The sequence below is a fragment of the Bacillus atrophaeus genome (assembly GCF_001584335.1).
GTDB lineage: Bacteria > Bacillota > Bacilli > Bacillales > Bacillaceae > Bacillus > Bacillus atrophaeus.
In genome coordinates this window covers 497,485-519,834 of record NZ_LSBB01000020.1, presented here as the reverse complement: position 1 = coordinate 519,834, position 22,350 = coordinate 497,485, and the positions used below count along the sequence as shown (strand labels likewise).

At 42.9% G+C, this 22,350-nt stretch carries 20 protein-coding genes; 4 read left to right on the top strand and 16 right to left on the bottom strand.

Annotation, left to right across the window (positions count from 1 at the left end; genetic code table 11):
- Positions 1–175 precede the first annotated feature (175 nt).
- Positions 176–2,296 (bottom strand): peptidoglycan D,D-transpeptidase FtsI family protein, encoded by a 2,121-nt coding sequence (locus tag AXI57_RS16300; RefSeq protein WP_061670691.1) that lies wholly within the window; start codon positions 2,294–2,296, stop codon positions 176–178.
- Between the two features lie 341 nt (positions 2,297–2,637).
- On the opposite strand from AXI57_RS16300, the gene AXI57_RS16295 reads away from it, so the two are divergent.
- The gene (locus tag AXI57_RS16295) at positions 2,638–3,441 is read left to right on the top strand and encodes a CAP domain-containing protein (RefSeq protein ID WP_061670690.1); all 804 of its coding nucleotides are present in this window, start codon (positions 2,638–2,640) and stop codon (positions 3,439–3,441) included.
- A gap of 46 nt (positions 3,442–3,487) precedes the next feature.
- Here the strand turns inward: AXI57_RS16295 and AXI57_RS16290 are convergent, their stop codons facing one another.
- The gene (locus AXI57_RS16290) at positions 3,488–4,354 is read right to left on the bottom strand and encodes an NAD(P)-dependent oxidoreductase (RefSeq protein ID WP_061670689.1); all 867 of its coding nucleotides are present in this window, start codon (positions 4,352–4,354) and stop codon (positions 3,488–3,490) included.
- A gap of 282 nt (positions 4,355–4,636) precedes the next feature.
- On the bottom strand, positions 4,637–6,604 hold the full coding sequence (locus AXI57_RS16285; protein ID WP_061670688.1) for a methyl-accepting chemotaxis protein: 1,968 nt from the start codon (positions 6,602–6,604) through the stop codon (positions 4,637–4,639).
- Between the two features lie 156 nt (positions 6,605–6,760).
- Between AXI57_RS16285 and AXI57_RS16280 the strand changes: the two genes are divergently transcribed.
- Positions 6,761–7,456, top strand: coding sequence for a GNAT family N-acetyltransferase (locus AXI57_RS16280; RefSeq protein WP_081112784.1), 696 nt, complete (start codon positions 6,761–6,763; stop codon positions 7,454–7,456).
- Here the strand turns inward: AXI57_RS16280 and splB are convergent.
- From splB to AXI57_RS16245, 7 genes are all read right to left on the bottom strand, one after another.
- On the bottom strand, positions 7,453–8,481 hold the full coding sequence (splB, locus tag AXI57_RS16275; RefSeq protein ID WP_003327283.1) for a spore photoproduct lyase: 1,029 nt from the start codon (positions 8,479–8,481) through the stop codon (positions 7,453–7,455). The genes AXI57_RS16280 and splB overlap by 4 nt on opposite strands.
- A 78-nt stretch (positions 8,482–8,559) precedes the next feature.
- Positions 8,560–8,799: a splAB operon transcriptional regulator SplA gene (gene splA / locus AXI57_RS16270; RefSeq protein ID WP_003327285.1), complete on the bottom strand. Its 240-nt coding sequence runs from the start codon at positions 8,797–8,799 to the stop codon at positions 8,560–8,562.
- An 88-nt stretch (positions 8,800–8,887) separates the two neighbouring features.
- Positions 8,888–10,603, bottom strand: coding sequence for a phosphoenolpyruvate--protein phosphotransferase (gene ptsP / locus AXI57_RS16265; RefSeq protein WP_003327286.1), 1,716 nt, complete (start codon positions 10,601–10,603; stop codon positions 8,888–8,890).
- Positions 10,603–10,869, bottom strand: coding sequence for a phosphocarrier protein HPr (locus AXI57_RS16260; protein ID WP_003154654.1), 267 nt, complete (start codon positions 10,867–10,869; stop codon positions 10,603–10,605). Before AXI57_RS16260 ends, ptsP begins: the two co-directional genes overlap by 1 nt.
- Positions 10,870–10,967: 98 nt before the next feature.
- Positions 10,968–13,067, bottom strand: coding sequence for a PTS glucose transporter subunit IIABC (gene ptsG / locus AXI57_RS16255; RefSeq protein WP_003327287.1), 2,100 nt, complete (start codon positions 13,065–13,067; stop codon positions 10,968–10,970).
- A gap of 232 nt (positions 13,068–13,299) precedes the next feature.
- Positions 13,300–14,166 carry a glucose PTS transporter transcription antiterminator GlcT gene (gene glcT, locus AXI57_RS16250; RefSeq protein WP_034717991.1) on the bottom strand — a complete coding sequence of 289 codons (867 nt, stop codon included), beginning with the start codon at positions 14,164–14,166 and terminating at the stop codon, positions 13,300–13,302.
- Positions 14,167–14,228: 62 nt separating this feature from the next.
- Positions 14,229–15,194, bottom strand: coding sequence for a LacI family DNA-binding transcriptional regulator (locus AXI57_RS16245; RefSeq protein ID WP_003327289.1), 966 nt, complete (start codon positions 15,192–15,194; stop codon positions 14,229–14,231).
- A gap of 92 nt (positions 15,195–15,286) precedes the next feature.
- On the opposite strand from AXI57_RS16245, the gene AXI57_RS22315 reads away from it, so the two are divergent.
- Positions 15,287–15,412: a hypothetical protein gene (locus AXI57_RS22315; protein WP_003327290.1), complete on the top strand. Its 126-nt coding sequence runs from the start codon at positions 15,287–15,289 to the stop codon at positions 15,410–15,412.
- Positions 15,413–15,508: 96 nt separating this feature from the next.
- Here AXI57_RS22315 and AXI57_RS16240 read toward each other — a convergent pair whose 3' ends face one another.
- Positions 15,509–16,603, bottom strand: a complete 1,095-nt coding sequence (locus tag AXI57_RS16240; protein ID WP_061670687.1) for a M24 family metallopeptidase — start codon at positions 16,601–16,603, stop codon at positions 15,509–15,511.
- Between the two features lie 150 nt (positions 16,604–16,753).
- On the opposite strand from AXI57_RS16240, the gene AXI57_RS16235 reads away from it, so the two are divergent.
- A complete protein-coding gene (locus AXI57_RS16235; protein ID WP_003327292.1) occupies positions 16,754–16,954 on the top strand; it encodes a hypothetical protein in 201 nt (66 codons plus the stop codon).
- Between the two features lie 41 nt (positions 16,955–16,995).
- Here AXI57_RS16235 and AXI57_RS16230 read toward each other — a convergent pair whose 3' ends face one another.
- The 5 genes from AXI57_RS16230 to AXI57_RS16210 form a co-directional block, all read right to left on the bottom strand.
- Entirely contained in the window at positions 16,996–18,912 is a 1,917-nt protein-coding gene (locus tag AXI57_RS16230) for a heavy metal translocating P-type ATPase (RefSeq protein WP_061670686.1), read from the bottom strand.
- A gap of 242 nt (positions 18,913–19,154) precedes the next feature.
- On the bottom strand, positions 19,155–19,646 hold the full coding sequence (gene stoA / locus AXI57_RS16225) for an endospore biogenesis thiol-disulfide oxidoreductase StoA (protein ID WP_010788443.1): 492 nt from the start codon (positions 19,644–19,646) through the stop codon (positions 19,155–19,157).
- A 57-nt stretch (positions 19,647–19,703) separates the two neighbouring features.
- The gene (gene ykvU / locus AXI57_RS16220) at positions 19,704–21,044 is read right to left on the bottom strand and encodes a sporulation protein YkvU (RefSeq protein ID WP_003327296.1); all 1,341 of its coding nucleotides are present in this window, start codon (positions 21,042–21,044) and stop codon (positions 19,704–19,706) included.
- 118 nt (positions 21,045–21,162) lie between these two features.
- The gene (locus AXI57_RS16215) at positions 21,163–21,807 is read right to left on the bottom strand and encodes a cell wall hydrolase (protein ID WP_010788442.1); all 645 of its coding nucleotides are present in this window, start codon (positions 21,805–21,807) and stop codon (positions 21,163–21,165) included.
- 295 nt (positions 21,808–22,102) lie between these two features.
- Positions 22,103–22,297, bottom strand: a complete 195-nt coding sequence (locus AXI57_RS16210; protein WP_034717995.1) for a hypothetical protein — start codon at positions 22,295–22,297, stop codon at positions 22,103–22,105.
- Positions 22,298–22,350 lie beyond the last annotated feature (53 nt).

The following is a 22,350-nucleotide window of genomic DNA, read 5'->3' as shown; positions in this document are numbered from 1 at the left end:
TCCTTTGCATTGTAATCACCATCAGCTATTCATCTTTTTTTCACAAAAAGAAATTTCACTAGACTGATTCGCTAAAAAATGAGAATTCTCCTTCTATTCTTATTGTGATCGTCAATTTTTGAATAAAAGAAAGAGGGCCAAACTATTAACCAGCGGCCCTTCTTGTCTTAGACGTTTAGTAACTTTTTTGCAATTTTACATAGGCATCAATCGCGCGGCCTTCAATTTTTTTGGTTATTTCATCATGATCGTCCCTCACGGAAGGAACAACGACACTGAAGGCCACTTGCGGATTTGTTGACGGATAATAGCCGGCAAACGTCAGATTATATGTGTCAAGTCCCCACCAATTTTTATTGGTTCCATAATAAAACGTCTGTGCCGTCCCCGTTTTTCCAGATACATCATTTGTTCCAAAAACACCTGCAGCGGTCCCGCCTGTAGATGTTACTTTTTTCAGCCCTGCTTTGACCTGTTCTATATCGCTTGCCGAGTTGTTTATTTTATTTAAAATTTTCGGCTGCCGCTCCTCGATCATCGTGCCGAGTTTATCATCCCTTCCCGGTTTATGCACACTTGTCACGATTCGCGGCTGAATGCGATAGCCTCCGTTTGCGATTGAAGACATATATTGGACTAGCTGGAGCGGTGTGTATGTATCATATTGGCCGATCGCTAAGTCTAAAATGAGGCCCCCGACTGCATCAGGAGTTGTCTGCATTCCCGCTGATTCTTGCGGAAGATCAATTCCCGTCTTAACGCCTAATCCGAATTGGCTGTAGTAATTTCTCATTTTGCGCAAGTCCTCCTGATCAGCAGGAAGAGCCCCGTACGGCTTATATGTCACACCCGCGATGTGCATGGCGACATTAAACATATATACGTTTGAGCTTCTTTGCAGAGCCGTCAGCTCAGTAATGCTTCCCATATTCGTATAAGAGCTCTTTTTCAATTTGCCCTTAAAATAAAGAGTCCTATCCACAAACGTTTGGTAATGCGGAAGCCCGGCTTGATAGCCGGAAAGCACAGTCGCTCCCTTGACGGACGATCCCATTTCATATTGGGTCGTAAAGGCTCCGATAGCATAATCCTGTAATTTATTCGTTTCCAGATCAATACGTTTGCCCGCCATTGTTAGAATATCTCCGTTATTCGGGTCCATCATGACAACAAAAGCTCTGTCCACCATATAGTTGCCACGGGCTCTGCTGTTTCTCAGCTCTTCTTCAATAATTTTTTCAACCTTTGCCTGTAATTCCATATCAAATGAAAGCTGAAGATCGTAACCCCTGCTTCCTTTATCAATGGTTTTTTGGCTGGTGACTTCGCCTTTGCTGTTTTCCACATACTCCACTTTTGCTTTGTGCGAGTTTAAATAATCTTCATACTGATATTCAAGATAGCTTTTGCCGACTCTGTCATTTCTCGAATAGCCTCTTGTTAAATAATAGTCTTTACGGTCGCTCAAAAGTCCTTGTTCAGGTGTTGTGACACCGCCAAATACAGAATAGAGTGTTTTGTCAAACGGATATTTCCGCGTCCAATCATCGACAACGTCTATTCCCGGCAGTTCCTCTAAATGTTCGGAAACAAGAGAGACTTCCTCATACGTTAAGTCGCTTTTCGGTTTTAGAGACGTGTTTTTACTTTCATCCAGCAAGGATCCTTCGCTGCCGTTACCGCTGATTTTATTTGGGTCCATTGATTTTACAACCTGTGGCTCATATGAATTCCCGCTTGAAAAACGTGTGAAGATTGCTGCGATTTCCAGCTCTTTCTTATTTTTTTTAAGGGCTTTCAGTTCTTCTTCCGGAACTCGTTTTACCTGCCGTTTATAAGCTTCTGCCACATTCAGGTCATCTTCAGATTTCTTCAGCAGCTTAGGCGCCTTTTTAGGATGGGAAGCAAGCCAAAAATCACGCAGGTCCCTGTCCTTCAAAAACTCGGTATCAATACTGATATAAGAAGAAAGATTTTTCGCTGTTTTTAATTTATCTTCTGTTGTCGTCTTTGAAGTTGAGACATATACGATTTCAGGAACGGCCTGGTTATCGACAGCGACTCTTTTTTGCTTGTCATACATCTTGCCCCTTGGAGCAGGATAATACGCCGTCTTGGCATTTGCCTTTTGGGCGTCTTCTACATGCTTTTCTCCTTCTACAATCTGAACCACGCCGAGTTTAAAGATGAGTGCAGCGAATAGAACAAAAACGACAAGGAAATAAAGGTTCATTCTCCACGCTCTATTTCGTTTGTTCTTTGGCTTTGTTTTCGATTCGCGTCCTATTTCAGTCACTTCTGGTTTTCCCCTCTCAACACATTCAATATATTTACATAAACTGATATTAATTGTAACACCTTTGTAAAAGTTGTTACAGCGAAAAGAGGTAAAAAAAACTTGTCAAGATTCGAATTTATTAAAATTTATGTAGCGTTTTAAAATAATGGAAGCTATATAACTATCCAATGAAGAAGTGTAACAGACTTATCTCCCAGTCAGATAGCATTTCAGTCTCCTATATTACAAAAATAACAATCTGCACTTGTCAAAGGAAAAGGATGGATACATTATGACAGAAAGTCCATGTTATGATTTTTGGTGTAGAAAAACAAACATTTCTAGGAGGTACGGAACTTATGAAGAAAGCTTTTATTTTATCTGCTGCGGCAGCGGTATCAATTTTCACATTCGGAGGCGTTCAGCAAGCATCTGCCAAAGAACTCTCCTGCCAGCCAATTGTGACTGTTAAAACAGGAAATACGGTGCAGACTCTTAAACTTCAAGATGTGGTTGCCAAACTACATATTAAAACGGATATAAAGAAACTAAATGCTGCGGATGCAGAGAAATTACAGCATATGCTTCAAAATTATGCGAAAAAATCAAATTCAAATATGACGATTAAAGATGTACAAAAAAAGGATGAAAGCAAAACAGCACCAAAGGCGTCCAAGAAAGTTGAGCCTGCCAATGTAAACACTCAAAAGGAAGCACCTGCAGCTGACGCTTCAAAACAGCCAGAAAAAACAAGCAAAAATACAACTGCGTCTGACGCTTCATCTGTAAGCGCGTATGAAAAGAAAGTCGTTGAGCTTACAAATGCTGAAAGACAAAAACAAGGCTTAAAACCGCTTCAAATTGATGAAAAGTTAAGCAAATCAGCACATGCAAAATCTCAAGATATGAAAGATAAAAACTACTTTGACCACCAAAGCCCGACTTACGGATCACCGTTTGATATGATGAAATCATTCGGAATCAGCTACAAAACAGCAGGTGAAAACATCGCGCAAGGCCAAAAAACACCTGAAGAAGTCGTAAAAGCGTGGATGAACAGCCAAGGGCACAGAGAAAATATTATGAACCCGAGCTTTACGCATATCGGTGTCGGCTATGTTGAGTCAGGAAACTACTGGACACAGCAGTTCATCGGAAAATAATAGTGAAAGAGATTGCCAGTTTTTATAGGCAATCTCTTTTTTTTGCTTATTTTACCCACAGCTTATATAAGCTTTGAGTTCCGCTGTTTTCTTCTCCTTGTCCCGCAAGCTGATCGTATAATGATTTCGCAAGCGACAGACCAGGCATCTCTTCCCCCATCAATTCCGCTTCCTCAAGAGCGATTCCCATGTCTTTAATAAAGTGTTTGACATAGAATCCCGGTTCAAAGTCACCCTTCAGCATACGGGGAGCAAGATTTGACAATGACCAGCTTCCTGCGGCTCCTGTTGTGATACTTTTGAGAACCTTTTCCGGCTGCAGGCCTGATTTTTGAGCGTAAGCCATTGCTTCTGATACACCGATCATACCCGCCGCGATGGCGATTTGATTGCACATTTTTGTGTGCTGTCCGCTGCCCGCGGGGCCTTGATATTGAATATTTTCACCCATTAATGCAAAGATCGGCAGGCAAGCTTCAAATGCTTCTTCCTCTCCCCCGACCATAATGGCGAGCGTCCCGTTTTGAGCACCGATATCCCCGCCGGAAACTGGCGCATCTAAAGCAAATATGGATTTTTGTTTAGCCTCTTCGGCAATCTGTTTTGCGAGCGACGGTTTTGAAGTTGTCATATCAATGACATATGCCCCTTCTCTAGCGTTAGCAATAATTCCGTTACTGCCGAGATAAATGTCCTCCACATCGCTTGGATAGCCTACCATTGTAATAATAACATCCGCTTCCTTAGAAAGATCTGCGACCGTATCCTTCCAGACCGCTCCTTTTTCCAATATCTTGTCCGCTTTTTGTTTCGTGCGGGTATACACTAAAACAGGATGGCCTTCTGACAGAATATGTGACGCCATGCTATTTCCCATAACTCCCAGTCCGATAAATCCGATTGTTTTTTTCAATGTGACTTCCTCCCCGATGATGAGATATGTAGTGTTGTTTCGTAAGAATCTGACATTCATTAGCTTACCATATCTATATAGAAATAGAGCAGCCATTGAAAAAAACCTTTAGGGTTACAGCGGGTTGATAATTCCCAATCTATTGTCAGGCCTGTTTAGGATGTCAGGTCAATGACTGTCATATCCTGCTCCGATGCCCACTATCCATGCCTTCAAGAGTTTTCAGTCACACTGAAAGAAAGACAAAAGCCAGATCATCAAAATGACCTGGCTATCGTCCTATTACAATGTGAATTTGGCAATCGCATTCATGAGATCTTGACTTGCATTTTTCAAGGTATCTGTTGAATGTTTCACCTTATCAAGCGTGATCAGCTGTTCATCAGTAGAGGCGTTAACCTCCTCCGCAGCTGCAGCGGATTCCTGTGAAATAGCGGAAATGCTTTGAATGGCTTCAGAGATCGCAAGCTGCTCTTCACTCATTCTTTGGATTTCTTCATAAATATAATCAATCCCTTTCACAAGAGACTGCATTTCTGAGGTAATGGTGTTTAATACTTCACCAGTCTCATGAATGGCGCTGTTTTGCTCATCATTCATCCTGCTCGCCTCTGTCATCGCATGGGACGCTTCTTCCGTTTCCTTCTGAATCAGCTTCACCGTATCGCTGATATGCTTTGTTGAGAGGGCTGATTGCTCAGCCAGCTTTCGAACCTCGTCAGCCACAACCGCAAAGCCTCGTCCGCTTTCTCCGGCCCTGGCCGCTTCAATGCTGGCATTTAACGCGAGCAGGTTTGTTTGATCAGATACTGCTGAGATGGCCGTAACTACTTCCTCAATGTTTTTCGTTTGCTTTTCAAGATCTGACAGCATGGATTCTACTTTCTTTGTTTCCGTATTGGCTTCATTTGATTTCATCAGCAGATGCCCGAGAGAATCCAGCCCTTTGTAGCTGGCATCCTCAGATGATTTTGACAGCGATTTGATGCCCCCCGCATGAGTTGCAATTTGTTTGATTTTGTTTGAAAGGTTCTCTGATTTTTCATTTATCGTTTCGACTTCTGAAGCTTGTTCTGTCGCTCCGGCCGCCACTTCTTCAATCGCTTTGGCAATCTGCCCGCTCGTTTCATTTGTTTCTGCGGATACTGTGCTTAATTGATCAGTTGTCTGAGACACTTTTCCTGATGAATTCCTGACCTGTTCCACCATATCCTTCATGTTTTCAACCATGGCATTAAAATGTTTCGTCAGTGTGCCGACTTCATCCTTTGATTTCGATTGGGCGCTGACTGTCAAATCACCGGCTGAAACTGCTTTGGTATTTGCAATCAGCTGCTGAATCGGACCGGTAATCGTTTTGGCCAGGAAATAGCTGAGTACAATCGTGATTAAAAGCGCGATGACGGCAATCAGAATGCCTGAACGGTTCATTTTCTCAGAGATCCACATTAACTCATCTGTGTTAAACTGAGTGCCGACTTTCCACCCTGTTTCTTCAATGGTTTGGTAAACAACCATTTTTCCGTTTTCATCTTGTATTCCTTCAGTGTCTGAAGCTAGTCCCTTAAGCGACTGATCCTCAGATATATTTTTACCCTGCTTGGAAGGGTGTGCCAAAAGGCTGCCGCTTCCGTCTGCTAAAAAGGCAAAGCCTTGATAAGGTACCTTTTGTTTATTCACCATGCTCTGAATGGAGGACAGTTTCAGATCTAAGCTCGCGACGGCTGTTACCTTGTTATTGGTCTTAATGGCTTTTGCTGCTGTCACAATCATTTCTCCTGAAACAACATCTTCATAAGGCTCCGTCCAGACGACCTTATCAGGAGTTTCAGCTGCAAGCTTGTACCAAGGTCTTGACGTCGGATCATAATCTTTGGCAAATTCAGACTTTGGATATGCAAACATTTCTTTTTTGCCGGTCCCTATGTAAGCAAGTGCGACATACTTATCATTTTCCTGGATTTGCTTAATTTCATCGTGAAACAGCGCGGTCACTTCTTTAGCGGGTTTTTTTATAAAAGATTGGGAGAGATCCCCGTTCGCCAATCTTAATAATGAGATTTCATAGTTCTTTAATTGTATTTGTATGTTTTGCTCAAGCGAATTCGTTACATTTTCTGTTGCGTTTTTACCTTCTTCAGTAATCATTGGTTTTAAAATGAGAAAAGAAGAAAGCTGCAAAAGAATAACCGTCAAAATTAACATAATCGAAACAAAAACAGCAATTTTCATATGCAGTTTTTTAAACAAAGCAATCCCCTCCTAATGAGTATATCGGCTTTCTCTTTAGGAAAATGAATATACTGAAAAAGAAAATAATATGAAATGGGAACTATATATTCAGAAAATTACTTTTTTTATTTTCCTGCCGTAAGGTATACGATATAATGTTTTGGAAAAAGGAGGGTGATTACGATTCAAAAGAATATCCGCTTTTATGATGGCCGCAAATACGAGAAGCTGTTGATCAGGCAATACACTCACAGAGACGTTGCAGGTTTGCTTTCTCTGCAAAAAGAATGTTTCCCTTCCCCTTTTCCACAGGAACTTCTGTGGTCCAAGGAGCAGTTACACAGCCATATAGAAACCTTTCGGGAAGGGGCTTTATGCGCGCTGGTGAATGATGTGATCATCGGTTCCATGACCGCGCTGATTGTCCAATTTGACCCTGGGCATCCTGATCATACTTGGGCAGAAATTACTGATCATGGATATATCAGAAATCATAATAAAGAAGGCAATACGTTATATGTCGTTGATATTTCGGTGTCTCCTTCTTACCGAAAGGTGGGGATCGGAAAATGGCTGATGCAAACGATGTATGAACTGACGGTTTCAAAGCAGCTTGAACGTTTGCTGGGTGGCGCTCGAATTCCTCGTTATCATAAATATTCGCATGAACTTACCGCTGAGCAATATGTCGAAGCCGTACTAGAGGGAGAAAAGAATGATCCGGTTCTGTCATTTCTGCTTCATTGCGGGCGAGAGCCTGTCGGTGTGGTGAGAAACTATTTGGAAGATGAGGAATCATTACATTACGGCATCTTGATGGAGTGGAAAAACCCATTTTATCAAAAAACGGGCTGCGTGAGCCCGTTTTAAGTGAAATATTCGAGTTTTGCATTAGGGAAATAACGGTCGATATAGGATTCCAGCGTTTCCCGAAGTTCGTGCTCTTCATCCTTCTGGTAGATGTATTTGCCGATGCCGTAGCGTCCCCATTTATAGCGGCGCTTTTCTTCATCAAGTTCTAGTTTTGATTTCGGATAGTTCTTTTCAATCACTCGTTTCGCCGGCTTAGTGAATCGGTGCTGAATCAATTCAAACGTAATATCATGTCTTACGTCTTTCGGCAAAGCGGCGTCCAATTTTTCAAACAGGACCCTGTAACCTTCCTCCCAGCCTTCATGAATATAGATCGGTGCGACGATAAAGCCTAAAGGATAGCCTGCTTTTGCTACCTTTACAGCGGCTTCTATCCGTTTATCGAGAGGAGAAGTGCCGGGTTCAAAATTTTTGATGACATAGTCGGCGTTAATGCTGAATCTGAACCTTGTCTTCCCGTTGTGCTTCGCATCCAGCAAATGATCCACATGATGAAATTTGGTTACAAATCTGAGTTTCCCCAATTCACTTTGCCCGAAGTGTTCAATAGCACGCTTCAGCGTGTGTGTCAGATGGTCGATACCGACGATATCTGATGTACAAGAAGCTTCAAACCTTGTAAAATCAGGGGCCCGTTCTTGCATGTATTCATCCGCTTGATCTAATATTTCTTCCACATTCACATACGTTCTGATATAAGGTTTAGACCCCATCGTCGTTTGCAAATAGCAATAATGGCAATGCCCCATGCAGCCGGTTGCAAACGGGATCGCATATTCAGCCGATGGTTTTGAAGAATCAAATTTCAATGTTTTCCGTACGCCGATGACCAGTGTCGACTTTGCATTTCTGTATTGCTGAAGGTGGTTTTTTCCGGGTATATTCCGCACCTGATTATGTGATGTTGTTTCTCTGATTTCAATTCCCATATGTTCAAATTTATCTCTTAGCTCTTTCCCTAATGGATATTCCAGCGCTCTCGGTTCAATATAAACGAGCTGCGGAACGAACGGGTTCTGCATGAAGCCACATCCTTTTCACTTTTCTTCTGTTACTTTTCTCATACGTAAGTAAGGATATGTGATGCAATGTTTTCCTTGTCATCTGTATTGATCGATATCAAATAGCTGATTATATAGATGTTCCGCTTCTTCATAGCTCGCAAATACGGCATCATCCTCGGCAAGAGGATGATAGGTTTCATATAAAAATAAGGAAAGCTCCCCTTCGTGATATGGATGATGCACAACTTCCGCTTCCTTTATATGCGCAACATTTGCAGCGTGGGGATTCCGATAAATCACATACACTGTATCACCCGCGTTAAATTCGTTTGACATTCTATCCCTCCTAGTGGGATTATTTTGCCCCGCCTTTCCTCTGAATATGAAAAAAACCAGCAGGGCAAAAGCCCGGCTGGTTTTAGTATTATGAATTAAATGTCTCTTTTACAAACGCGACAACTTCTTCTGTCGTGCTCATTGACAAGATTTTTTCTTTGAATGATTCAGCTTCTTTTTTAGAAAGCTTGCTGATCTGTGTTCTTGCCGGAAGGATAGATGTTGCACTCATTGAGAACTCATCTAAGCCAAGTCCGAGAAGAATCGGAATCGCAATTTCGTCTCCTGCCATTTCACCGCACATGCCGACCCATTTTCCTTCTTTATGAGCAGCTTCGATCACTAGTGTGATCAGGCGGAGAATCGCTGGATTGTATGGCTGATACAGGTATGCAACCCGTTCATTCATACGGTCAGCAGCCATTGTGTATTGGATCAAGTCATTTGTTCCGATACTGAAGAAATCAACTTCTTTGGCAAACTGGTCAGCAATAACTGCCGTTGATGGAATTTCAACCATCATACCGACTTCAATGTCCTCAGAGACAACTTGTCCCGCTTGAACGAGCTTTTCTTTTTCTTCAAGAAGGATTGCTTTCGCTTCTCTAAATTCGTTTACTGTTGCAATCATCGGGAACATGATTTTCAGGTTTCCGTATGTACTTGCACGAAGCAGCGCGCGAAGCTGTGTTCTGAAGATTTCTTGCTCATCAAGGCAAAGGCGAATCGCTCTGTAGCCCAAGAACGGGTTCATTTCTTTCGGAAGCTCCAGGTAAGGAAGCTCTTTGTCTCCGCCTATATCAAGCGTCCGTACGACAACTGATTTTCCTTCCATTCGCTCAAGAACCGCTTTGTAAGCATCAAACTGCTCATCTTCTGTAGGGAGCTGTTCTCTTCCCATGTAAAGGAATTCCGTACGGTAAAGACCTACTGCTTCTCCCCCGTTTTCTAAAACGCCCTTTACATCATCAGGTGTGCCGATATTAGCCGCAAGCTCAACATGATGTCCGTCTTTTGATACTGTCGGTTCATTGACAAGCTTCGCCCACTCAGCTTTTTGAGCCATATAAGCGCTGTGCTTTTCTTCATACTTCTTAACTGTGTCAGCAGACGGATCGATGATGACATCACCGTTAATGCCGTCGACAATGACCGTTACCCCATTTTGGATAGTGCCAGTAGCCGTTTTCGTACCGACGACTGCCGGAATCTCCAATGAGCGGGCCATAATTGCAGAGTGTGATGTGCGTCCGCCGATATCCGTTGTAAACCCTTTTACAAATTCGCGGTTTAATTGCGCCGTATCAGACGGTGTTAAGTCTTCAGCCACAATGATAACCTCTTCGGATATCAGACTCGGGTTTGGTATTTCAACGCCAAGAAGGTGTCCTGTTACACGTTTTGTAACGTCGCGGATATCTGCTGCACGCTCTTTCATATATTCGTTGTCCATTGATTCGAACATGGAAACAAACATTGATGCTGTTTCTTTCAAAGCGAATTCAGCGTTAACTGACTCTGAACTGATTTTTTCTTTAATCGGGTTCAAAAGCTCAGGATCGCTGAGAACTAAGAGATGAGCGGAAAAAATGTCCGCTTTATCCTGGCCAAGTTCTTTTAAAGCATGCTCTTTGATTTTTTCAAGCTCGTCTTTGGAACGAGTGATAGCATCTTCAAAACGGCTTACTTCCGCTTCAGAATCAGAGATGTTTTTCTTTTCAACCGTTAAATCTGGCTCTTCAAGCCGGTACGCTTTCGCAATCGCGATTCCGGCTGAAGCGCCAATCCCTTTTAACTCTTGCATTACTCGCCGAGTCCTTCGCTTTTCATTGTTTCTTCTAAAGCGTTAAGAGCGTCGTTTTCATCAGCGCCTGAAGCAGAAATTGTAATTTCAGCGCCTTTAGCGATTCCTAGAGACATTACACCCATAATTGATTTAAGGTTTACTGTTTTGCCGTTATATTCTAAATTAACATCAGCGTCATATTTGCTTGCAGTTTGTACAAGAACTGTAGCAGGACGAGCGTGAATTCCAGAATCTGCAGTTACTTTGAATGTTTTTTGAGCCATTTTTATCATTCTCCTTTTAACTTAAAGCTATATATTACTTCACAATATTATATCATACAGCCGCACTTGTCATCTGACAAGCACAGCATCTTGAATGCTTACTTTTCAATCTTCACAATATCTTCTTGTTCTCTTTTAACTGAGCCATCTGCCTTGATGCCGACACTTTCTCCCTCAGCAAGGTTCGTAAATACAATCGGTGTCATGAGGGAAGGTACATTCGGCTTCACTGCATCTAAATCTACTTCAAGAAGTTTTTGGCCCGGTTCCACACGGTCTCCTTCTGAGACGAATGACGTAAACCCTTCGCCTTTAAGGCTGACTGTATCGATTCCGAAGTGAATCAAGATTTCTTTTCCGCCGTCAGACTGCAAACCGATCGCATGCTTTGTAGGGAATACGTTCAGTATTTTACCTCTGACAGGAGATACCACGATTCCTTCTGTCGGAAGAATAGCGAATCCGTCACCCATCATTTTTCCTGAGAAGACTTGGTCAGGAACATCAGTAATCGGGTGAATCTCACCAGTGATCGGAGAAACAAAGACTTCCTCGCCAATTTCATTTTGCAGCGGGTCTGCGATGACTTCCTCGACCTGCTGGCTGACTTCTTCTTCAGCAGACGTTCTCGGCTCTGGTCTTGGCGTGCGTCCTGCGATAATATCCTGCATTTGTGTTTTTAAGCCGTCAGAACGCGGCCCGAAAATGGCTTGAATGTTATTGCCGACTTCAAGAACACCTGAAGCGCCGAGTTTTTTCAGACGGTCTTTGTCCACTTTTTTCTGGTCATTCACGGTAACACGAAGCCTTGTGATACATGCGTCGAGGTGCTTAATGTTCTCCTGGTCGCCCATCGCCTGCAAGATTTCGTAAGGCAGATCTCCCGCTTCGCCTTGCTTGCCGGAATCATCAGATTCAGCAGAATCATCCTCGCGTCCCGGCGTTTTCAAATTGAACTTGCGGATGGCGAAACGGAATCCGAAGTAGTAGATCACGGCCAAGCCTAAACCTACAGGAACCACAAGCCACCATGCAGTCCGGTTCGGCAAAATTCCGAATAGGAAATAGTCAATTAAACCGCCTGAGAATGTCATACCGATCTTTACATGTAAAAGCTGCATAACCATAAATGAAAGCCCTGCAAACACACAGTGTATTGCAAACAGGATCGGAGCCACAAACAGGAATGAGAATTCTAGCGGCTCTGTAATACCTGTTAAGAAAGAAGTCAGAGCTGCTGAGCCCATAATACCCGCAACGAGCTTTTTGTTTTTCGGCTTTGCCTCATGATAAATCGCAAGAGCCGCAGCCGGAAGTCCGAACATCATGAACGGGTATTTTCCTGTCATAAATGTACCGGCAGTTAATTGTACACCGTCTTTGATCTGCGCCATGAAAATACGCTGATCTCCGCGGATAATTTCCCCGGCTGCACTTTTGTAGCTAAAGAACTCATACCAGAACGGCGAGTAAAAAATGTGATGCAAGCCGAAAGGAATAAGTGAACGTTCAATCACTCCAAAGATAAATGCAGCAAGCGTTGGATTCGCTTCCACCAAACCTGTTGAGAAGGAATTCAGCCCATGCTGGATCGGAGGCCAGATCACTAACATAATAAGACCGAGAATTAAAGCAGAAATTGATGTCACAATTGGTACAAAGCGCTTACCCGCAAAGAATCCGAGATATTGCGGAAGCTCAATTTTATAAAATTTGTTGAACAACAGCGCTGCCAGTACTCCGACGATAATACCGCCGAATACCCCTGTAGCCAATGTCGGTATGCCTAGCATGTTGACATATGCCGGATGGTTTTCTGTAAAGAATTTGGCTCTTTCTACAGAATCAGAAGGAATGGTTCCGTTTGCAAGGAGAACCGCACTCATCGATACGTTCATTACAAGATATCCGATGATTGCAGCGATCCCGGCAACGCCGTCGCCATTCGCGAGTCCTATGGCAACTCCGACTGCAAAGAGAAGCGGCAGGTTGTCAAAAACGATTTGCCCCGCACTTTCCATTACTCCCGCTACCAGCTGGATATTGTCATTACTTAGGAATTGCAAAACCTCAATCATGTCCTTGTTCTGCATGGCATTCCCAATCGCTAGTAAAATACCCGCCGCAGGAAGAATGGCAACTGGAAGCATAAGAGCGCGCCCGATTTTCTGGAGAACGCCGAATAATGCTTTAAACATAGAATTGACCTCCTCTATTTACTAGTTTGACCTTACAGCGAAAAATCATGACAACGAATTCACGGGCGCAGGCCATCAGTTTAACCGTTTACATTTGCCCTTTTAGACAATAAAAAAGGCATGAGTAAAAGTTGGGTGCGCAAAAGAACGAGAACAAATTCCCGCTTTTTTCCCCTCAATCACTCATGCCTGATCGAATCAGTAACACGTTTTTAAAGGCTAAACTGAAGTGTTATGAAATTTTATTGGTTAATCGGTACAGATGAAGCGTAAGATAGACCGCTTCCGCCTCATGAACTGGTTTTTTCAATGTTTGCTGTAAGATTTTTATCAATTTCCAAGCTGTATTGTAGCATAGCGGATACTCATTTTTCAATAATAACATTAATTTTTCTGGTTCTTTAGTCGGTTCATCCCTTTTGATCCTATCGATGGTAAATCTGATATGACGAATGAGGCGCAGATAATGTACGCTTTCCTTGTTGACCTTCATTTGAAAAGCATCCTCGATAACTTGTACAAGCCGGGCCATCAGCTGGGAATGCTGGTTTACCTCGGAAAGCGGACGATTGGTCAGTGCTGAATGGATATGCAAAGCGATAAATCCGATTTCACCGTCCGGCAGGCTGATCCCCGCTTTTTCATTAATGATCGCCACAACTTCCTCGGCAATTTGGTATTCATCCGGATAGAGTGACTGTGTCTCCATCAGAAATGGGTTTTTCATATCAAACCCTTGCTTCAGCCGTTTAATCGCAAATGCAATATGATCGGTCAAAGCGATATGGATATGTTCATTTAATGAATGGTTCACCCGCTCTGCAATATGAACAATCACATCATTGGAGATATCAACCAAGTTTTCATCTACATAGTCAAGGAGCTTTTTAAACTGCTTTTGTTCTTTCTCATCCTTTAAGATAAACATTTTTTCGTACCCTTTATCTTCAATCATATCAGCTTGTTTTTTTCCAAAGCCGATTCCTTTTCCAATTAGGACAACTTCACTGTATTTATGATGAGAAGCGATTAATACGTTATTATTTAGTACCTTTTCAACTGTAAAGGATCCATTCACGATCCTCAGCTCCTTTGTCATTCAATACATCATATCGTACAAAACGAATGGAAAGCGCGTCAAACCTTTTTTCAACATTCAAGCTAAACAGTCGATCTTTCAATCAGACGGTATTCGAGTACTTTTCTTTCAATCGGCTGGCCTTTAATCCTTTTTTCCAGAAGCATAAAGGCTTGTTTGCCCATTTCTTTTGTCTGTATATCAATTGTGGTTATGCCTAGTGATTGACTGATTTCGTGATTATCAAAGCTTAAAATGGCGAGTTCGTCCGGAACGGCTGTGCCTTGGGCTTTAGCCTCCAGTAAAAGGCCCGCTGATACTTGATCATTGGCTACCAATATCGCCGTCGGCTTCTCCTTCCACTTATTCCATTTATGATACAACTCTTTCCCGTCACAAATCGTAAGCGCTTTCTCCACTATCCAATTCTCAACAAAGGTTTCTCCTATTTCCGCTAGGGCTTCTTTATATGCTTTGATGCGAAAATGGCTGTTCATGCCTTTTTTTCTGGCGAGGCATATCGCAATCTTTTTATGGCCTTTTTCTATTAAATAGTTCAATCCATGCCGGAATGCATCTTGATGAGGAATACTGATCGTTGAAAAAAGACCTTCATTTGAATTCTGGCAAAGCAATAGCGGTCCCTTCCACTCAAGCAGTTCTTCATCAGATATCGCCTTTGAACAGAAGATCAGTCCGTCTACCTGCCGCTGTTTTAATTGTGACAAAGCGAAAATCTCTTTTTCAATTTCATAGTTTGTCTGATACACGGTAAGGTGGACGCCTGATGCAAAAGCCGCGTCGGCAATCCCGGCCAAAAGTTCCGAGAAATACGGCAGTCTGATAGACGGCAGGACCACACCAATCATATTTGAAAAGCCTTTCGATAGGTGAACGGCATGGACATTTCTCGTATATTCCAAGGCTTTCATCGCCTCCAGCACTCTCACTCGCTTCTCTTCGCTCACATAGGGATGATCATTTAACACTCTTGAAACCGTCGTAATGGAAACACCGGCTTTATTCGCAATTTCTTTAATATTAGCCATAACTTCCCTTCTTTCTTTTTTCCCTTGATCTGGAATGCGTTTCATACAATACGATAAGAGCGTACTCTGCTTACGGAAAGGGGAAGAAACAAATGGGATTCTTTATTTTAATCGGTTTATGTATCACAGTGCTTGTCGGAAGCTGTCTCGCTCTTCAGCCGCTTAAACAAAAACAGGAAATAAAGCCATTTAAGACATTTGATGATTTTTTCATTTAAGACATCAGTGTCCTTATCATTAAGTTTATTCGATTTTTTGCAGATAAAAAAGGACTTTTTCGTGAACAAAGTCCTTTTTTATTTTGTGATCATCATTTATGGCAAAATCGTTAATTCTTTCGGGTAGCGGGTCAGTGCTGTCGCTCCCTCCTCTGTGACAAGCACGTCATCTTCAATGCGCACTCCGCCGATGTCCGGCACATAAATGCCCGGTTCAATCGTATAAACCATGCCCTCTTGGATGATTGAATCATTCGCTTGGCTCATAGACGGGTACTCGTGGACGGAAATTCCAAGACCGTGCCCGAGGCGGTGTGGGAAATAGTCTCCGTAGCCGGCTTTCTCTATTATGCCGCGGGCCTTTAAATCCAGGTCGCCGATTCTGACACCGGGTTTGCTCAATTCGATGGCGGCTTTTTCCGCTTTCAGCACCGTATGGTAGATTTCCTCTTGTTTCGGACTGATTGTTTGATAAGCAAAGGTTCTCGTAATATCTGAACAATAGCCATCAAGAATGACACCTAAATCAAATAATACAAAATCGCCTTTTTTCAATTTTGCCGTTCCCGGATTGCCGTGCGGCTGCCCTGATTTTTCCCCAAACAATACCATCGTGGAAAAAGACATTCCTTGAATCCCTTTTTTCTTCAATTCAAATTCAATCTGGGCGAGAACTTCCATTTCGGTAATTCCTTCACGTAAAGCTGATACACCGATCTCAACGCCGTAATCAGCAAGCTTTGCCGCTTCTTGCAGCTTTTTGATCTCTTCTTGATCTTTCACAAGCCTGAATTGATTCAGCGTTTCTTCCGCTGACACAAATTCCGCTCCGCCCACAGCCTGCTTCAGCTGCTCTGCACGGGAAAGCGATATTGAATCCTTTTCCACTGCAAGTGTATCGATCGTGATCTTCCGTTTTTTCAAAGCTGTCTGGATGAGCGCCCAAGGGTCCTCGTGATCGGCATACCCGATGATTTCATGTTCCCACCCGGCACTGCGCGCTTGCCCGGCTTCCATCCCCGGACAAATGAAAAAAGGCTCCTCATCCTGAAAAATAAACAAGCCCATCAATCGTTCGTGCGGCTCTGTATAAAAACCGGTTAAGTAAAATACATTTTCTTTTGTATGTATGAATGCTGAAGTATGCCCTTCCTGCTTTAGCCATGAAGAGACACGCTGAATTCTATCCAATTTTATTCCTCCCCGCTTCAGGTAATGTTCTTATCTATTGTATCAGTTTTAAAAGCTCCTTGCCTTTTTGAAGAATCACAATTGCATTTTATTTCCTTTTCTTGATCTTGTATACTGTTAACAGACGAATGATGCAGGGAGATGTTCGATTTGCTTATCAATTTTTTGAAAAGGAAAGCGGTCGTATTATTGACCATTTTAGGAATTTCAGCCCCGCTGATCAGCGTAAAATGCATCGATTATTATTACTATAGCTTCATTATAGGCTGCGCTGCCGGATTTGTTTGCTGCAGCCTGGCATTTATTCTTGTCTTAAAGCGTCCGGATGCTGAAAAAAACCGGAAAATATAGAGCTTGATATAAAAAAACAGCAGCCCATATGGGACCGCTGTTTATGACTTTAACAGCCTTAAACCATTTAATATAACAAGAATTGTGCTTCCCTCATGACCGATGACACCAAGCGGCAATTCCATCACCTGCAAAAAGTTAGCGCAAATGAGCAAGCAGATAACCGTCAGCGAAAACACGATGTTTTGCTTAATGATACGGTTCATTTTTCTGGATAAGCGGCACATTTTCGCAAGTTTTTTTAAATCATTTTGCATTAATACCATATCTGACGTCTCAAGAGCGACATCCGTTCCGCCGCCCATCGCGATGCCGATGTCAGCCGTCTTCAAAGCAGGCGCGTCGTTGATACCGTCTCCGACCATTGCAATAATGCCGTATTCTTTTTTTAACCTTTTGATTTCCTCTACCTTTTGATCCGGCAGGCATTCTGCCGCGACAGTTGTGATGCCTGCTTCTTTCGCTATGGCTTCAGCCGTTTCTTTTTGGTCTCCCGTCAGCATTGCGGTTTTGATTCCCAAGCTGCCCAGTTCATACAAGACCTCTTTTGCTTCAGACCTGATTTGATCCTTGAGGGCAATGCATCCGGCAATGCTGTTGTCTTTTTTGATAAATACAATTGTATTGCCTTTGTCTTTTAAGTCTGATGCAGATTGTTCGATAAATGCATCCGCCATGTCATCTCCGATAAAACCAGCTTTTCCGATCTTCCATTTTGAGCCGAACACAGAGGCCATAACACCAAAGCCAGATTCCTCGTCAATGGATATGTAGCCCGACTGATTGACGCCCCTGTTTTCCGCGTATTCTGTAATAGCCTTTGCCAGCGGATGGCTTGATTGTTTTTCAATGGCATAAACGGCCTCCAGCACTTCAGCCTCGTCATGGCCTTCTGCGATTCTGACAGCTTCCACAGCCGGACGGCCGCGTGTCACGGTACCGGTCTTATCAAAGGCGATCATTTGAACTGTACCCAATTGTTCAAGGAACACGCTTCCCTTTACAAGTAAACCGTTTCGCGCTCCGTTCGAGATAAGCGAAAGCGCCGCGGGCATAATGGAAGCAACAAGCGCGCACGGTGACGCGACAACCATAAATACCATCGCGCGGTAAAAGGTTTCACTCCAGCTCCAGCCTAAAGCAAAATGGGGAACAAATAAAAGCAAGCCGACCACAATAAGCACGCCTTTTACATAGGCATTTTCAAACCGCTCGATAAATGCCTGTGTCGGTGATACACTGCTTTGCGCGGATTCCACCAGTTTAATAATCTTTCTGAAAAGAGAATCCTCATTCGATTTTGTCACACGGACAGTCAGTGACCCGTTTCTGTTCACTGTTCCCGTAAATACTTCATCACCGGCCGTCTTTTCAACAGGCATGGCTTCTCCGGTTAACGCAGATTCATCCAAGCTGGTTGAACCGGTCTCAATGATCCCGTCCGCCGCCACGCGCTCTCCCGGTTTAACCACGATGATGTCACCCGTCATTACATCTGTGACAGGTACCCTTTTGACCTCGCCGTTTACGATAAGGCTTGCTTCCTCAGGTTCAAGCTTCATTAATGAGGTTAAATCTTTGCTGCTTTTGTTCATCGTGTATGTTTCCAACGCTCCGCTTAAGGAAAAAATAAAAATTAAAATGGCACCCTCTGCCCAGTAGCCGATGATCGCAGAACCGATTGCCGCAAATATCATCAGCAGCTCTACATTTAACATTTTTGATTCAATCGTATCCTGAATTCCTTCTTTCGCTTTAGCAAATCCTCCGATCGCAAATGCCAGCAAATAGAGAATAACAGATAAAACAGAGTGTTGATGGAGAATCCATCCTGCTAAAATAAGAGCGCCGGAGACAAGGGCTGCAATCAGTTCCGCATGCTGTGTCCAATTGCTTGCCCGCTGCTCGGTTTTTAATTCCTGCTGCGAGTCGTTTTGTATAATAACTTGTTCATTCATGTTGAATCCCCCTCTCTAATTGAGAACGCAAATCATCTTCATTTCCCTTATAAAAACAAAATTGCCGCCCAAAAGGCAGCTTATGGTGAGTGATTTCATATGTCTTTTACTATTATAGCACGACAAAGCATAATTTCAATTATAATTATTTTAATTTCTTTTTGATAATAATTATCATTAGCGATTTCATCCTGTTGGTATGATATATGAAAAAAAAGCTGAAAGGGCTACCCTCTCAGCTTTTATTCTTGCGCCCATTCTTTTAGCTGCTCCGCCGTCATCGGCCCGACAGCTGTTTTTTCAATTTCCCCCTTTTCATTGAGTAAAAAAGAGGTCGGAATGGTCACGATATGGTATGTCTTCATTAAATCGCCTTGTGAATCAAGCACGACCGGAAACGTCAGCTTGTTCGCTTCGATAAAGTCGACTACAGCCTGTTTATTTTGTTCGGCATTCACCAAATTAACTGTCACAAGCTGAACGCCGCCAGCTTGTTGTTCTTCATAAAAGGACTGGAACTGAGGCAGTTCCTTTTTACAGGGCGGACACCAGGATGTCCAAAAATGAAGGATTGTTTTCTGCCCTTTATGCGGGATTGAAATATCGTCTCCTTCAATGGTTTTCATTAAAAACACCGCAGGGACCGACCGTTTTTCAGCTGTCGCCTCAGGAAGCCACGAGAATATGGCAACCATAACAAGGGATGCGATTAAGGTAAAACGCTTCGTCAACATGTGATCTTCCTTTCATGCTTTTGAATAGCTTACCCTGCTTTTGCGAATGTATGATGGTCAGCGGCTTTCAATTCGCGGGGATCTGTTTCCTCCCGTAAGAAAAATAGATACACCGAGCCCTTTGCAAATCGTCGTATAGTGAAGGCTTGTCACCAAGATCATTCCTGTATTCATCCCGAGAATGATTCCAAGCATTTGCAGATTCTCCATGGAGCCGAGCACATACATCATGCTAAGCCCGACAATGTGGCTCCATACGTTATGGTAAAAGGCTTCCTTTACAAATCCCATGCCGATTAAGCAGGCTTGCAGCGGCATGACAAACAAATGAAAGAGGAAATACGGCCACAGCAGCTGTAAATAGTATTGCGCCTCTGGTGAATGAAAAAAAAGATGGGTGAGCGGCCCGGCAAACTGAAACATCACCCAGACAGCCGGAATACCGTAGCCGAGCGTAATGAAAATCGACTGCTTCAGCCGTTTTAAGACAATGTCATATTGAGACAGCGCATAGGCTTCTGAAATACTCGGGATCATCACAACCATTAAGGAATGGCCGATAAAAGCCGGAAACGAGCCAATTGTCACGGCAACTCCGGCAAGCATGCCATATTGGTCTATCGCCGTTGTACCCGCAACGCCTGCGGCTAAAAGCGCTCCTTTTACCAAAAAGGGTTCAATGGCATTTGTCACAGCGTGAAAAATCCTTAATCCTGTCGTCGGAATCGAAACGGCAAGCAGTCTTTTTCTGACATCCTTTCCCCGAAGATGGATATGCTGCTGTCCGGAAAGCGCCCGCCGCGCAAGAATAAATTGTGTATATAAGTACACAAACACGACGACATCACTCGCAACAAGGACAAACAAAGAAATGAGCACCGCCGTATCGATTTCAAAGGAATACCATTGAAAAAAGATAAACAAACACAGCAGCTGAATAATTTTTTTCATTACATTCGCAGCAGCGATTTTGCCCATCTTTTGTACACCCATAAAATACCCTCTGGCGATCGAGGTAAAGGCGACAACAGGGATCAGCCCTATGACAATTCCCTTAATAAACGGATGATACGTGTTAAACACCGGAATAAACGGAAGTGCAATGCTTGCAGCGGTGGTGGAAAAGGCAGTGAATACCGCTGTCATTCTAAACGCGTGCCTCAGCATACTTTCATGAAGCTTCGGATTCGATTCTGCAATGAATTTAGAAATGGAGATCGGCAGCTCCAGGCTCGCGATGACAATGACTAAAAAAATCGTAGGCAATATACTCATATAAAGCCCCATTCCATGCTCGCCCAGTTCCCGCGCCAAAATCATATTCACGACAAATTCAAGGCATTCAGCGAAAAAAGCGGCAATAGATAAAAGAATGATCCCTTTTACAAATCGATTCATGGTGTCTCCCCTTGTCTCTCGTTCTAACAACATCATATGAGACAAGTCCAAAAATTATTTTCATTTTTATGTAACCATATAAAAAAAGCATAGCTGAGACAAAAAGCCCCCTCTATGCTTACATGGCAAAAACGTGCTTGCCGATTCTTTCAATTACTTTTCTTGAACGAATCCAATCGTCTGATGCCGTCTTTGGATTATAAAAGAAGATGGCTTCTGTTTCTCTGTTCTTATCTGACAATACCTCTTCCGCTGCTTCAATTGAATCTTTGTCAGCCTTTTGATTGATGCTTCCGTTTGCCACCGGTTCAAAAGCATTTTTTTGATAAATGACGCCTCTTATTGTGTCAGGGAAGCCGCGCTCCTCCGTCCGGTTCAGCACTACGCTGGCCACAGCGACCTTGCCTTTGTAGGATTCACCTTTCGCCTCAGCATGAACGAGGCGGGAAAGCAGTTCTTTTTCCGACTGGGAATATTTTCTTTCTGCTTTCTCTTTAGGATGAGATGATGTCTCGATTGAATTTGGTTTTTCTTTCTTTTCAGTGCGTGCTGATAGCTTGATCGGCTTTACTTTTTTCTTATCCTTATCAGCAGACAGTGACGGGAAAGATTCTTCTTCATCGTTATTTATATGTGTAAGCAATTGCTTGGCTTCAGGCTTCGTCTTCTTTGTCAGCATAAGTGAAGCTTGTGCATGCTCAATTTTAGTTGCAGGCATAAAACATAGAAGAAAAACAGCCAAGGCAGCAAATTTTGTTGTCATACAGTTTCCTCCTTAAAGTGCTCAAAAAACACTCCACTACCTTAACAAGAGTTGAAATCAAATTCACGGATAAAGATTTTCCAACTCTCCCAAACAGCAATCAGGATGGAATATACTATATGACAAACTGCTTTTTACCAAGAAAACCGCTTGTTTTCTCATAAATAAAACCAACAAATTCCTTAATCATCCATTTTTAGAAATTTACATTTTAGTTACAATTATTACAATAAGAACATCAAATGTCATGTCTGCCGTAAAATCTAAAAAGGCTTCTCAAAAATTGAGAAACCCTTTAACTTCTCGGCTCTTGTAAATATTGAAATACCACATCTCCGCCTTGCTGGGCGATCCCCCGAAAATGTTTAAAATCTTCCTGTTGAGATAAAATCGCTCTGAATGCTAAAAAATGCTCCTTCTGCACTCTGAGCTCGTGAATATCGCCGGTGCGCAGCAGGTTAATCTGGTCTGTCATATCTTCGGGCATCAACCGAAATTCCCCCTTTTCGATCTGTTTAACGAAAATCAATATACCATCTTTGC